Below are 13,455 nucleotides of genomic sequence, written 5' to 3' on the forward strand. Positions count from 1 at the left end.
GACAGTCAGGCCCTGGTCCCGCTCGTGAAGGGCATCCCGCCGATCCGTTCGCGCCGCGGTCGGCGACGGCGCAAGCCCGGCAAACTCCACGCCGACAAAGGATACGACTACGCCCACCTGCGGCGATGGCTACGCGAACGCGGCATCACCCACCGCATCGCCCGCAAAGGAATCGAGTCCTCGCAACGGCTGGGTCGCCACCGGTGGACCGTGGAACGCACCATGTCCTGGCTCGCCGGCTGCCGCCGCCTCCACCGACGCTACGAACGCAAGGCCGACCACTTCATCGCCTTCACCAGCATCGCCTGCACTCTCATCTGCTGCCGCAGACTCGCCAAATGAGATGACTTCTTAGGGCATCGGCGCGGCAGCGAAGCCGTCGCACCCGTGCGGGTGTGCTTCGCCCCGTCGTTCGCGGTCCGCGGGCGGGACGAGGCGGGGCGACAGCCACAGCGGCGCCGAGTGTGATGGCGGAGGCGGTGGCTGCGTGGGTGGCCTCCTCACCTGACCGCCGCCCGGGGAAGACGCGCCCGGGCTCGGCGCGCCTTCACCGGGCCGGAGCAGACGACCCCGGCCGAGCAGCCACTCACCCGACATCGACGCCTCGCACATCAAGGCCCTGCTCCGCGGCGCGCCGAACGCGCGGAACAGGAAGCCGAAGGCTGCGACCATCCCTCGCAACACACCACCCCGCGGTTCACGGAGTGAGCGCAGCGGCCCCGGGGACTTCTCGGGGTCCCTGCCAGGACAAGCAGCACCCCTTCGCCCGTACGGCGCCGAACTGCGCGATGCTGGAGACATGGAAATCGAAATCCTGGTCGTGCCGGACTGCCCCCACCAACAGCTCGCCGAGCAGCGCCTGAGACAGGCCCTGGACGACGCCGGGCTGGACACCGCCGGCTTCACCACCCGGGTGGTCACCGACCAGGCCGAAGCCGAGCGGTCCGCCTTCACCGGGTCCCCGACGATCCTGATCGACGGCCGCGACCCGTTCGCCGAGCCCGGCACCACACCCTCGCTCTCCTGCCGGATCTACCGCACCCCGCAGGGCCCGGCCGGAGCACCCGGCCCCGACCAGCTCCGGCAGGCCCTTCGCGAAGCAGCCCACACCGCAGGCCGGACGGGTGGTGCGAGGTAGTAGGGCGGTGGCCGGGGCCCGGGTCAGGGACGGGCGTACGGGCGGGTGATGACCTCCATGTTGTGGCCGTCGGGGTCGTCGAAGTAGACGCCGCGCCCGCCGAACAGGCGGTTGATCCGGCCGGGTTCGGTGTGCGGGGGATCGGCGTAGTGGGTCACGCCGAGTCCCTCCAGACGGGCGAGCACCGCGTCGAACCGCTCGTCGGGCACGAGGAAGGCGTAGTGCTGCGACTGGATCGGCCCGTCGGACAGTTCGTAGTAGTCGAGGGTGACGCCGTTGCCGAGGGCGACCGGCAGGAACGGGCCGAACGGCGCGCCGACCGCGAGGTCCAGGACCGCGGCGAGGAACTCGGCGGAGGCGCGCCGGTCGCGCGCGTGGACGACGGTGTGGTTCAACTCGACCGGGGCAGCGGTGGGTTGCGAAGGGGACATCGGTGAATGGTCTCCAGGTCCTGTGGTTCGTGGGGCGGAACGCCCGTACGCGGGCGGGAAGCACGAAGACGAGGAGGGAGGGGCGGCGCTCTGGCCCGCCCGGCGCTCATGCCCGGGCCGGGAACCCCACGACGACATGGCCCAAGGCCGACCCGGCAGTCACCCGGCCGACCCTAGCGGCCTCCGGCGGACGGGGGCAACAGCGTCTCCGCCGGGGACGGTGGGACCGCCGGAGGGTGAGGCCGACGGGCGGTGGGGACGCCGGACGGGTGGGAACGGTGGGCACGACCGCCGGAGCCCGGCCGCGGGGCCGTGCCGGGCCGTCCCGCCGAGCGGTGTCGCCGGGCGTCCCGTCGTGGCGCGGTGCCGTCGTCCCGCCGTCCCGGCCCTCCCGCCGTCCCAGCCGTCCTGCCGCACCGCCAAGGTGTCCCGCGACGGCGCGGGCGTCGGCGTGACACCGTCCTGCCGGGCCGGCCCTCCACCGCACTTGCCGGGCCGCGTACCACCGCGCCGCCGTGCGGTGGCCCGGGCGCGGCCCGAACGCCGGGCCCTGCGCTCCGTCCGCCCGCCCCCGGGTTCCCCGGATGCCTCAGGGCGACGGTGCCGGTGATTCCGCCGGGTCGTCCGTCCGGCCCGGCGGACGCTTCCGGGGGCCGGGGCCGGGGAGGACGCCGTGGGTCTCCAGGTGCTCGCGCGCGGCGCGGATCGCGTCGGGGGTGGTGGCGTACTCCCGGCCCGCCGCGCACAGCGGCTCCAGCGCGCCCACCGACGCGAGCACCCCGCGCTGGTCGGGGCGTATCCCGGAGGCGAGCACCAGGATGCCGCGCCGCCGCAGCTTCTCCGCCGCGTCCTTGAGGACCAGGGCGCCGGTGGCGTCCACCGTCGAGACCCGGGACATGCGCAGGATGACCACCCGGATGTCGGCGACCTCGGTCAGCTCCAGCAGGAAGCGGTGCGCGGCGGCGAAGAACAGCGGTCCGTCGATGCGGTACGCCACGATGTGCTCGGCCAGCAGCGCGTGCTCCTCCGCGTCGTGGTCGCCCCGGTCCAGCGGCACCCGGTCGAAGCGGGCCTGCCGGGCCACGGCGCGCAGGGCGAGCCCCCCGGCCACCACGAGCCCGATGACCACGGCGTACACCAGGTCCAGGACCAGGGTCGCGGCGGCGGTCAGGACGAGGACCACGGCATCGGAGCGGGTGGCCCCGGCTATCGCCCGCAGCGAGCCCACCTCGACCATCCGGACGGCGGTCGCCAGCAGCACCCCGGCCAGCGCGGCCAGCGGGATCCTGGAGACCAGCGGGGCCGCCGCGAAGACGATCACGGCGAGGACGGCCGCGTGGGACAGGGCGGCGAGCCGGGAACTGGCGCCGGTGCGCACGTTGACCGCGGTGCGGGCGATGGCTCCGGTCGCCGGGACCCCGCCGAAGAGCGGGGCGGCGATGTTGGCCAGGCCCTGGCCGAACAGTTCCCGGTCCGGATCGTGCCGCTGTCCCACGGTCATGCCGTCGGCGACCGACGCGGAGAGCAGGGACTCCAGGGCGGCCAGGGCGGCCACCGCCAGGGCCGGGGTGAGCAGACCGCCGAGGGCGGCCGGATCGAGGAAGGACAGGGAGGGGGCGGGCAGCCCGGCGGGCAGGTCCCCGATGGGGCGCACGGAGTCCAGGAGGGGGAGCTGGGCGGCGGCGGTCGCGGCGACCACGGCGATGATCGAGAAGGGCACCGTGGGCCGTATCCGCGCGCCCACCAGCATCACCGCGGCCACGGCGACCGCGAACCCGGCCGCCGTCCAGTCCGGGGACGCGGCGAACGCCTCCACCGCCCGCCAGGCCACCACGAGCACCCGGTCGCCCTCCGGCGCGGCCACCCCGAGGGCGTTCGGTATCTGCTGGAGGCCGATCACACAGGCGATGCCGAGGGTGAAGCCCTCGACCACGGGGGCCGGGATGTACTGGGTGCAGCGCCCGGCCCGCAGCAGGGCGAGGGCGACGAGGATCACGCCCGCCATCAGTCCCACCGTGAGGACGCCCGTCGGTCCGTACTCGGCCACGATGGGCACGAGGACCACGGTCATGGCGCCGGTCGGCCCCGAGACCTGGAGCCGTGAGCCGCCGAACACCGCCGCGCACGCGCCCGCCACCACCGCGGTCGCCAGGCCCGCCTCGGCGCCGAGCCCCGAGGAGACGCCGAAGCCGAGCGCGAGCGGCAGCGCGACGACCGCGACCGTGAGGCCGGCGAGCAGGTTGCGGCGCGGATCGCGCCGCACCTCCGCGAGATCGGCCCTGCCGGGCAGCAACGAGACGATCCGGGCCCACCCCCGGCTGACTGCGGTGCTCATCCGGCGGCGACCTCGGCTTTCCCTGACGACCCGGCCCCGGCCCGGCACGACCGACGGGCACGGCGCCTCTGCTCCGCTCCGCCATCCGGCTCATCCCGGTCCACCCCGCACGGGGTGTGGGCGAAGACCGTGTCCACCTCGGATTGCGTGCACGGCCAGTACAGCATCTAATCAATTGCGAAATTTTTCAATTCGGCAACTCCTCCACCGCGACACCCCGGGGTCCCCACCGCTCGGGAGCCCCGGGCCGCCCCGTCCTACGGGTCCCCTCCGTGCGTGCCGCCCACGGGGCGCACGGAGCGGACGCCCGGAGCCCGTGCGGGGGAATCCCTGTGCGGAGGAAGCGCGGGCGGAGAGGAGGCGGGAGGGCGGGGGAAGCGTGACGGCGCGGACACGGACCGGACGGCACGGACTGCACGGGCACAGGGGGTGGGGGGTCGGTGGGTCACCGGCCGCCGTGGGGCCGGCCCCACGGCGGCCGGCCGTCGTCGTCCGTTCACGGGGCCGGGCCGCCCCCGGCCGGAGGTATGCGGAAGGCCGCCGGGCCTCCGGGCCGTACCCCCGGGCGGGCGGTCGCCCGGTGCCGCCGGGCCTCCGTCGGGTGCCCGCGTCCCCGTCCGACCGGCCGTCGAATCCCGGCCCCCGGGCGAAGCCCGGCACCGGCCGGCCCGTGATCCCGGAAAGGCGGTGGGCGCCGCCCGGGGGAGGCCGATATCGACCCCTGTCCGACCGGGAGCGCGCGGTGGTCATTTCGGGGGTGGCCGGGCGGGCCGGGGGTGGGGTGACAACAACTCAGGCCGTCGCTAACCTGGGCTATCGGGGGTGTCTTACGGATACAAGTTGCGGGGGAATCGTGCTCGATCAACCTCGGGACCGTTGGTTCGGTGAGGGGTCCGGATGTGATCGCGTCGACGCGGGACGGACTCCCCGAAGTAATCCAGCCGTAGAGCCGCAGAGCGGGTAAGCCCGCCCCGGTCGCGCCGCGGTGCCGCTCCCTCCCGGCGATTCCCCTGCGCCGCCGTCCTGATCCGGCCATTCTCCCGTCGTCCGTCCGCCGCCCCGGAGACCGCCCCTTCCTCCGTGCGCTCCTCATTCGCCATGCCCCACCCGTCACACGCACATCCTTCTTCTCGTGCGCACATCCTTTTGCCGAAAGGGGTCGGGTGACGTCCTCGACGCCATTGTCCCGGCTCGGAGGGAGAGAAGTGGAGACCCGTCACCACCCGTCCGCCCCGGACACCCGCGGTGCGCCTTCCGACGGGGGAAACGGAGTAAATTGCTCCGACATCCCCGACCGGCGGGCGCGATACGAGGAACCCGATGGCTGAACCGTGACCGGAGGAATTGCGGCCGGAATTCTCCTTACTCCGTGGTGCGTTGGACGTGCCGGAAAGCGCGTGGCGCCGGTCCGCGTTTGAGCGGGGAGGCACCCGTGGCCGCGGAGGGTCTCCGGACCGGTCCGCCGGGCGTTGTCCGGACCGCGTGGGGTCGTGTTGCGGCCCCGGCGCCGGACGTGACATCGAGGAAACCGGAACCGTGAGCAAGCCGACGCTCCCACCCCGTTCGCCGGTGGCGCGTGCCCGATCCGAGGGCATGCCGCCGGACCGGCCGGCGACCCGGGGCGGTGGCGGTCGCGCCGGCCCGTTCCGCCCGAGCGGGGCGGCGGGCCCGGCGACGGACGGAACACCACTTCAGGAGGCGAATCGTGATGGCCACCGGGGGAGCCCCCTTGCGGATTCAGCTCTTAGGGCCGGTACGCGCCTGGCGGAACGGCGCGGAGGTGGCGCTGGGTCCGCCCAAACAGCGGGCCGTGCTGGCCCTGCTGGCGAGCCGCGCCAACGACGTCGTGGGCGTCGACGGCATCGTGGACGCCCTCTGGGGCTGCGACATGCCGCAGACCGCCGTCAACGGGGTGCACACCTACGTCAGCGGACTGCGCCGCGCGCTGGAGCCCGGGCGCCCCCGGGGCGCGGCGGGCTCGGTCCTCACCTCCGAGCCCGGCGGGTACTGCCTGCGGCTGGACCCCATGGACGTGGACGCCGCCCTCTTCACCCGCGTCCACGGTGACGCGCGGAGACTGCGGGGGGAGGGCGCCGCCGAGGAGGCGCTGCGGCTCTCCGAGCGGGCGCTGTCCCTCTGGTGCGGCGAGGCGTACGCGGGGGTCCCCGGACCCTTCGCGGCGATGGGCCGCACCCGGCTGCGGGACCTGCGGCTGACGGCCGTGGAGGAGTGGGCCGCCGACCTGCTGGAGGCGGGCCGCCCCACCGAGCCGGTCGCCGAACTGACCGGCGCGGTCGCCGAGGAACCGCTGCGGGAGAAGCTGCGCTGGCTGCTGATCCTGGCCCTGTACCGCTCGGGCCGGCAGGCCCACGCCCTGCGGGTCTACGAGGAGACCCGGCGGCTGCTCAGCACCGAGCTGGGGATAGAACCCGGCGCCGAACTGCGCAGCCTGCACCGACGCATACTCTCCGGGCAGCCGGAGCAACCGGACCGGCCGGACCCGGGGGAGGTGTCCGGCGGCCGCCGCCCGGCCGCCCCCCGGGACCCGTTCCACGGCGCCCCCCGGCCCTTCCAACTGCCTCCCCTCGCACGCGGGTTCACCGGACGCGTGATGGAACTCGCCCTGCTGGAGAAGATGCTGGACGAGGAGACCGACCACCACGCCGCGACCACCCCCGTGGCCGTGGTCGACGGCGCGGGCGGGGTCGGCAAGACGGCGCTGGTGCTGGAGCTGGCCCACCGCCTCGTCGACCGCTACCCCGACGGCGCCCTCTACGTCGACCTGCGCGCCACCGGGCAGCGGTCCCGGCCGCTGAGCGCCGCCGAGGCCCTGGCCCAGCTCCTCGGCGGCCTGGGCGTCGACGCGTCCCGGCTGCCAGCGGAGACCGCCGCCCGCGCCACCCTCTACCGCAGCCTGCTGCACGGCCGTCGGATGCTGGTGGTGCTGGACGACGCGGACAGCGCCGACCAGTTGCGGCCGCTGATCCCCCGGGGCACCTCCTGTGTCCTCGTGACCGGCAGGCGGCGCCTCGCCGGGCTCGCGGCACGGGACGGGGCGCACCTGGTCACCGTCGGCCCGCTCGCCGACGAGGCGTCGGCCCGGCTGCTCGTCGGCCTCAGCGGCGGACGGCTCGACGGGCAGGACCGGGCCACCGCCCGCCTGGTGGCGCTGTGCGGGGGACTGCCGCTGGCGCTGCGCGTCGTCGCCGACGGGCTGGCCGCCCACCCCGAGGTGCCGCTCGGCGTGCTGGTCGACCAGTACACGGAGGAACAGGGACGGCTGGACCGGCTGATGGTGCACGGCGACGCGGCGGCCAGCATGCGCTGCGTCTTCGAGACGTCCTACGCGGCGCTGCCCGCGGACGCGGCGCGCATGTTCCGGTACCTCGGCCTGCACCGCGGCCCGTTCACCGCCAGGACCGCGGCGACGCTGGCCGCAACGGACCGGGTGGCCACCGGGCGGCTGCTGTCGGTGCTGGTCTCCCACCACCTGCTCCAGGAGGAGGCCGGCCACCAGTACCGCTTCCACCCGCTCATCGGCGCCTACGCCGCCGAATGCGCGCTGCGGGAGCCGCCCGCCCACCGCCAGGAGGCGCTGGACCGGCTCCGGACGGGCTCCGTCGACCCCTATCCCTGGCTGCTCTCCGGGGACGGCGGCTGGCAGAACATCTGCGCCGCCGCCCTCTGACCACCGGCCCGGCCCGGGTCCCCGCCCGGATTCCCCGCCCGAGCCCCGTCCAGGGCCCCTCATCCGTGCCCCGGCGCCGAGAGCCCCTTGCCCCGGTTCCCCGGCTCCCCGATGCCTCGGCCCGGAGAGCCCCCTGTCCCCGCTCCCCGGCCCGATTCCACGCCTACCGCGCCCCGACTCCGCCCCCCCGGAAGGGGAGTTCGAGACGGGGCCCGTCTCCGGCCCGCACCCCTGTCTCCGGCCCCGCACCCCCGGGAACACCCCCGGGACTCCGCCCGGGACCGGGTTCACGGGTTCCCCGCCCGCAGCCTCCCCGGGCGGGCCGCCCTCAGGCCGTTCCGCCCGCCGGCCCGGCGGCGCCGGACTCCGGCTCCCCGGTCGGCCCCGCCTGGAGCACGCGGGTGATCCGGAACCGCACCACCGGTCCCTCCGGGGCCAGCCGCACCCGGGCGGTGCCGGTCAGGTGCAGCGTCGCGCCGCGCCGCGCGTCCACGAACACGACGCCGGCGCGGGGGTTGAGGGTGAGGTTGCCGAGCGTGGTGAACATGGAGTTGCCCGGATACTCCGCCCAGGACAGCTCGGTCGGCGACACCACCTCGACGAAGCCCGGCGCCCCGCCCCGGTGGCTGGCGTCCGCGGCGCCGGTGTCGGAGGCCGAGGCCACGAAGAAGGTGCCCGCCTCCGCGACCCACCGCCGCTGGGCCGCGTCGAGCGCGTCACCGGGGGAGACCTCGCCCCGGGGGAGGGCCAGCGGACCCGGTCCGTTCCAGTCCCGCAGCCGTCCGGGGCAGTTGGTGAAGATCTGCGCCGTGTCGACCGCCAGGCCCCGCGCGCTGGGCCGGGCCGTCCCGTTGACGCGGAGCCGCAGTCCCGTACGGCTGTCCGGGAAGAGCAGGCCGATCTCGAACGGGCCGCCCGCCGCGTCGCCCAGGGGCACGGCGCAGCGGGACCGGTCCAGGGCCAGGGAGAGCGAACGGGGGCCGGTGGCCCGCGCGAAGCCGGGCGGGCCGGTCAGGGCCGAGGCCCAGACGTCCCCTCCGGCGTCGGTCCAGCCGGTCACCACGAGCCGCTGGGTGCCCAGGAAGGCGGCGAGCACGTCGCTCAGGCCGTCCCGCATCACCCGGGCCGACCGGCCGGCCTCCGCCGACAGGCCCAGACGCTCCTGGATCTCCCGTTCGCCCCGGTGGTACCCCACGCTTCCGGTGACTCCTCCCCGAGAACACCCGCCGAGTGCAGCCCCCGGGCCGGGCGGCGCGCACCGGAACCGGCGGCGGACGTGCCGCGGCCCGTGCCGGGCGACCGGGGCAACGTAGCAGACCGCCGCCGCCCCCGCGCCGCCCCGCGACCGCTTCCGGACGACCGGAGGACGAGGACGCGCCCGACAGGCCAACCGGCCGGTACCACAAGCGGCTTGGCGCGGCCCGTGCCGACGGCCCCGCCCTTCCGGCGGCACACCCCCCGTGCGGCGGACGGTACCCCGCCGGTCGGCTCCCTCCGCCCGGGCGATCCGGACCGCGTTCCGCCCCCGCCGGGGCCCCGTTCCCGCCCCTCGGCGGGACGCCGCTCCCGTTCCCGGCGGGCCCCGCGGCACCCCTCGACGCGGGCTCGCGGGGGCATCCAGACGGCGTCCATGTCTTGTCCAGGGAGCCTTCGTACACTGCAAACGCCCACAGCCCGTGCGGAATTCGAGCCTGTCCCGGCGGCACGGGGAAGAGGAACGACGAAGGGAGGAACGGAACAGGACCGCACTCACCCTCCGTTCCGCGTCCCTCCACGGTCTCCCCGCGTCAGGGGCCGGCGGCCGGTGCCTTCGCACCGCCCGCCCACCCCTTCAGCGGCAGACGATGCCGGACCCGCGCCATCGCGCCGGGTGATCCGTCTGCCGGACGCCGCCGGGCATGAAATCCGTCCGCCACCGTCTCCCGAAGGACGGTGAACGACTTCGTGACGGAAGTCTGATTCATTCAACGACATCAGAGGAAACCACATGTTAGAGGTCAGCAGCTCCAAAGGACAGGCTCCCCCGCTGTCCACCGTGGACCGGATCACCGCCCTCCTCGGAACCGCCCCCGAGAAGGTCGACTCCACAGTGGCCGGGGCGGAGCGGGAGCGCTTCCTGGCGGAGGTGGCCGGCATCAACCGGGCGGCGGCCGCGGGCGACATGGAGGCCCTGTACGCCCAGCAGTACCTGCTCGACCGCATCTACCAGCTCTACACCAGGATCCCGAGCGGGGAGAACGCCGAGGGATCGGTCTTCGTGTACGAGATCGGGCGGCTGCTGGAGACCGCCACCGCCGCGGCCCAGGACGCCCTGATCGCCCCCGAACTGCTCGACGGGATCCCCACGGACCCGCGCGAGTACCTGTCCTGGCTCAAGCACACCGCGCGCGGCCACCGGGTGTACAAGCACCCGTACTACCACGAGTTCATCCGCAACACGGCGACCGAGAGCGACCTGCGCAACTACGTGATGCAGGAGTCCGTGGTGGACGGCCGCTTCGACGACCTCCTCGCGCTGATGCAGGTGGGCACCTCCGGCGACGCCAAGATGGAGATCGCCGCCAACTTCTGGGACGAGATGGGCAACGGCGACCACGCCCAGGTCCACACGACCCTCTTCAACAAGATCTTCGAGGTCTTCGAGATCTCGGACGACGAGCTGGAGCGCTCGCTCACCGCCACCTCGCTCCTCAACGGCAACCTCGCCGTCATGCTGTCCCGGCACCGCTCCCTGTACCCGGAGGCCGTCGGCTTCCTCGGGATGACCGAGTGGATGGCGCCCGACCGGTTCGTCCAGGTCGTGCACGCCTGGGAGCGTCTCGGCCTGCCGGAGGTCGGCATCACCTACCACCGGCTGCACATCACCATCGACTCCCAGCACGCCCAGGGCTGGTTCCACAACGTCGTGCTGCCCGCCGCCGAGTCCGCGCACATGCGCCGGGCCATCGCGCGCGGCATCCTCTGGAGGCTCAACTCCTCCGCCGCCTACCTGGACGAGCGCATGCCGTCCGCCGCGTGACGGCCGACCGAACCCCACCGACCGGAGGAGAGACCATGCCGCTCGGCAGCGAAGGCTACGCCATCATCGACCTGCCGGACGTCGCCCCCGACGTCCTGCCCAGCTACGACGACTGCCCCGTCGACGAGTACATGGGCAACGGCACCCGGTTCAAGCGGTTCACCCAGTACCGCCTCCGGGCCCGGGACGACGACAACTGGTCGTTCGAGCGGCTCCCGCACCGCGACTACACGACCTACAAGAAGTTCAACTCGGTCGGCGGCGGCATCCGCCGCGTCTACGAGCCGATCCAGGTGGACTTCACCCCGCTCATCCGGGCCGGCATCACCGGGCTCGGCCTCGACCGGTCCGAGGACTGGCAGATCAACGTCCACCAGAACCGGACCCGTGCCGAGGGCGGCAGGCCCGGCCCCCTCACCCCCGAGGGCGTCCACCACGACGGCCACGAGTTCGTGATGATCGGCATCCTCGGCAAGGTGAACGTGGCGGGCGCCGTCACCCGCCTGTGGAACCCGGGCGCCGACGAGCCCTTCTGGTCCGGCACGCTCGAACCGGGGCAGGCCGTCCTGCTCGACGACCGGGCGCTCGCCCACGACGTCACCGACGTGCGCTCCGCCGACGGCGGTCCGGGACACCGCGACATCGTCATCATCGCGTTCTCCCGGTGGGCGGAGAAGTGGTACGGCGACGAGCACGACGCCGCCGCGCTCGCCGAGCAGTAGCGCCGGGGCGCGGCGCCGCCCGGGGGCGGGTACGACGCCCCGGGCGGCGCCGCGCCGTGTCCCGCAGCCGAGGGAGACCAGCCGTGACCGACTTCTTCAAGTACCAGGCAGCAGGCAACGACTACGTGGTGATCGACCCGCGCGGCTCCGGCTTCACCGTGAGCCCCGAGGCGATCCGGCTGATATGCGACCGGCACCGCGGCATCGGTGCCGACGGCGTCCTGTTCGGGCCCCTGGAGCAGCCCCGCCCCGGGGTCCCGGTGCCGCTCGCCCTCTACAACTCCGACGGCTCCGACTGCGGCAGGAGCGGCAACGGGCTGCGGATGTTCGCCCTGCACCTCGCCACCCGCGAACCCGGCGGCTGGGCCGACGGACGGGAGTTCGTCCTGCGCACGCCCGCGGGCGACTGCCCGGTGCGCATCCTCGACGCGGAGGCGGGCCGGGTGCGGATCGGCATGGGCCGCCCCGACTTCAGCGCCGCCGCCCTGCCGCTGCTCGCCGAGGACGGGACCCCCCACCCCGGACGGGCCGTCCGGGTGCCGCTGACGGTGGACGGCGAACGGCTGACCGTCACCAGCCTGCACAACGGCAACCCGCACACCGTCGTACCCGTGGACGAGCCGACGCCGGAGCTGGCCCGGCGGCTCGGACCGGGCATCGCCCGCCACCCCCGCTTCCCCGGGGCGACCAACGTGCAGTTCCTGCGGATGCTCGACCGCGGCGTGATGCTGCTGGAGGTCTTCGAGAGGGGCGCCGGCTATGTGACCGCGTCCGGCAGCAGCGCCTGCGCCGCGGTCTCCGCCGCCCGTGAACTCGGGCTGTGCGACGGCCGCGTCGAGGTCCGGATGCCCGGCGGCACCGCCGAGATCACCGTCGCCGCCGACGGCGGCGTCACCATGACCGGCGACGCCGAGCAGGTGGCCGCCGGAACCTTCGCACCCGCCCTGCGGGCACGGCTCGACCGGCTGACGGAAGAGGTGGCGGCACGATGACCGGAACCGCGGAACCGCTCGGCGAGTACCCGATCCAGCGCTGGGTGTTCGAGGACGCCGTGGGGCGCTTCGACATCGACCTCGGCGACAGCAACATGCTCCCCGGCCGCCTCGACGACCTCACCCTGCCCGCCGGGCTCGCCCTGGACTACGGCCACGACCACGGCCTGGGGCCGCTGCGCGAGGCGGTGGCCGGGCTGTACGGCGGGAGGGCCGACTCGGTCCTCATCACCCAGGGCGCGCAGCAGGCCCTCTACCTCGTCTACCGGACCCTGCTCACCCCCGGGTCCCGGGTGATCGCCTTCCGGCCCGGCTGGCAGCAGTCCTGGGACGTGCCCGCCGACCTCGGCTGCCGGGTCGACCTGGTGGGCTTCCGCCCCGACTTCGGCTTCGACATCGAGGCCGCCGAGGCGGTGGCCGGTCCCGACGTCCGGCTGATCGTGGCCAACAGCCCGTGCAACCCGACCGGCCGGCGCATCTCCGACAAGGACCTGGACGCGCTGCTGGCCCTGGCCCGGCGCACCGGCGCCCACCTGCTGCTCGACGAGGAGTACGCGCTCGACCTCTCGCGCTCGGCGGCCCTCGGCGAGGACCGGGTGATCTCCGTGTCCAGCCTGTCCAAGGTCTACGGCTTCCCCGGGCTGCGGGTCGGCTGGCTCTACGCCGCCCCGGAGCTGGTGGAGCGCTGCACCCGGCACAAGTTCCTTTCCACCATCTCCAATTCGGTGCTGTGCGAGACCCTGGCCCTCGACGTCCTCGCCGACCGCGAACGCCATCTGCGCGCCTACCGCGACCTGACCGGCCGGGGCCTCGGACTCGTCCGGGACTTCGCCCGGCGCAACCGGGACGCGGTGACCCTCGTCGAGCCCGAGGACACGCCGTTCGCCTGGCTGTGGCTCACCACCGGGGAGCAGCCCCTCGCCATGTGCCGCAGGGCGCTGGACGAGGGCGTGCTGCTGATGCCCGGCGAGACCCTCGGCTCCGGGGACGGCTTCCGGATCTGCTTCGCCCGCCCGCCCGAGGACGTGGCCGAAGGACTGGCCCGCGTGGAACGGGTGCTCCGGCCGCCCGCCCCCGCCCCCGATCCCGCCGCCCCCTGAGGCCGGCTCCCACCCCCGTACGGCCCCCTG

Annotated in this window: 10 protein-coding genes; 7 read left to right on the plus strand and 3 right to left on the minus strand. The window is 74.5% G+C overall.

What is annotated here, in order from left to right; translation table 11 throughout:
• Together ACZ7LB_RS09640 and ACZ7LB_RS09645 are read left to right on the plus strand one after the other, a co-directional pair.
• A partial coding sequence (locus ACZ7LB_RS09640; RefSeq protein WP_471466647.1) for a transposase occupies positions 1-342 on the plus strand: 342 nt, incomplete at its 5' end.
• A gap of 457 nt (positions 343-799) precedes the next feature.
• Complete coding sequence (locus tag ACZ7LB_RS09645) at positions 800-1,138, plus strand: DsbA family protein (RefSeq protein ID WP_471466649.1); 339 nt, start codon at positions 800-802, stop codon at positions 1,136-1,138.
• 23 nt (positions 1,139-1,161) lie between these two features.
• Here ACZ7LB_RS09645 and ACZ7LB_RS09650 read toward each other — a convergent pair whose 3' ends face one another.
• Both ACZ7LB_RS09650 and ACZ7LB_RS09655 read right to left on the minus strand, forming a co-directional pair.
• Positions 1,162-1,569, minus strand: coding sequence for a VOC family protein (locus tag ACZ7LB_RS09650; RefSeq protein WP_471466651.1), 408 nt, complete (start codon positions 1,567-1,569; stop codon positions 1,162-1,164).
• Between the two features lie 589 nt (positions 1,570-2,158).
• Positions 2,159-3,904, minus strand: coding sequence for a SulP family inorganic anion transporter (locus tag ACZ7LB_RS09655; protein WP_471466653.1), 1,746 nt, complete (start codon positions 3,902-3,904; stop codon positions 2,159-2,161).
• 1,729 nt (positions 3,905-5,633) lie between these two features.
• On the opposite strand from ACZ7LB_RS09655, the gene ACZ7LB_RS09660 reads away from it, so the two are divergent.
• Positions 5,634-7,592 carry an AfsR/SARP family transcriptional regulator gene (locus ACZ7LB_RS09660; protein ID WP_471466655.1) on the plus strand — a complete coding sequence of 653 codons (1,959 nt, stop codon included), beginning with the start codon at positions 5,634-5,636 and terminating at the stop codon, positions 7,590-7,592.
• Between the two features lie 328 nt (positions 7,593-7,920).
• Here the strand turns inward: ACZ7LB_RS09660 and ACZ7LB_RS09665 are convergent, their stop codons facing one another.
• Entirely contained in the window at positions 7,921-8,787 is an 867-nt protein-coding gene (locus ACZ7LB_RS09665; protein WP_471466657.1) for a pyridoxamine 5'-phosphate oxidase family protein, read from the minus strand.
• Between the two features lie 792 nt (positions 8,788-9,579).
• Between ACZ7LB_RS09665 and ACZ7LB_RS09670 the strand changes: the two genes are divergently transcribed.
• The 4 genes from ACZ7LB_RS09670 (at position 9,580) to ACZ7LB_RS09685 (ending at position 13,425) form a co-directional block, all read left to right on the plus strand.
• A complete protein-coding gene (locus ACZ7LB_RS09670) occupies positions 9,580-10,611 on the plus strand; it encodes an iron-containing redox enzyme family protein (protein WP_471466659.1) in 1,032 nt (343 codons plus the stop codon).
• A gap of 35 nt (positions 10,612-10,646) precedes the next feature.
• Positions 10,647-11,333, plus strand: a complete 687-nt coding sequence (locus ACZ7LB_RS09675; RefSeq protein ID WP_471466661.1) for a 2OG-Fe dioxygenase family protein — start codon at positions 10,647-10,649, stop codon at positions 11,331-11,333.
• Positions 11,334-11,416: 83 nt separating this feature from the next.
• Complete coding sequence (gene dapF / locus ACZ7LB_RS09680; RefSeq protein WP_471466663.1) at positions 11,417-12,325, plus strand: diaminopimelate epimerase; 909 nt, start codon at positions 11,417-11,419, stop codon at positions 12,323-12,325.
• The gene (locus tag ACZ7LB_RS09685; RefSeq protein WP_471466664.1) at positions 12,322-13,425 is read left to right on the plus strand and encodes a pyridoxal phosphate-dependent aminotransferase; all 1,104 of its coding nucleotides are present in this window, start codon (positions 12,322-12,324) and stop codon (positions 13,423-13,425) included. The genes dapF and ACZ7LB_RS09685 overlap by 4 nt, the downstream gene beginning before the upstream one ends.
• Positions 13,426-13,455: the final 30 nt, after the last annotated feature.

Source organism: Streptomyces sp. NPDC107521 (assembly GCF_055598485.1).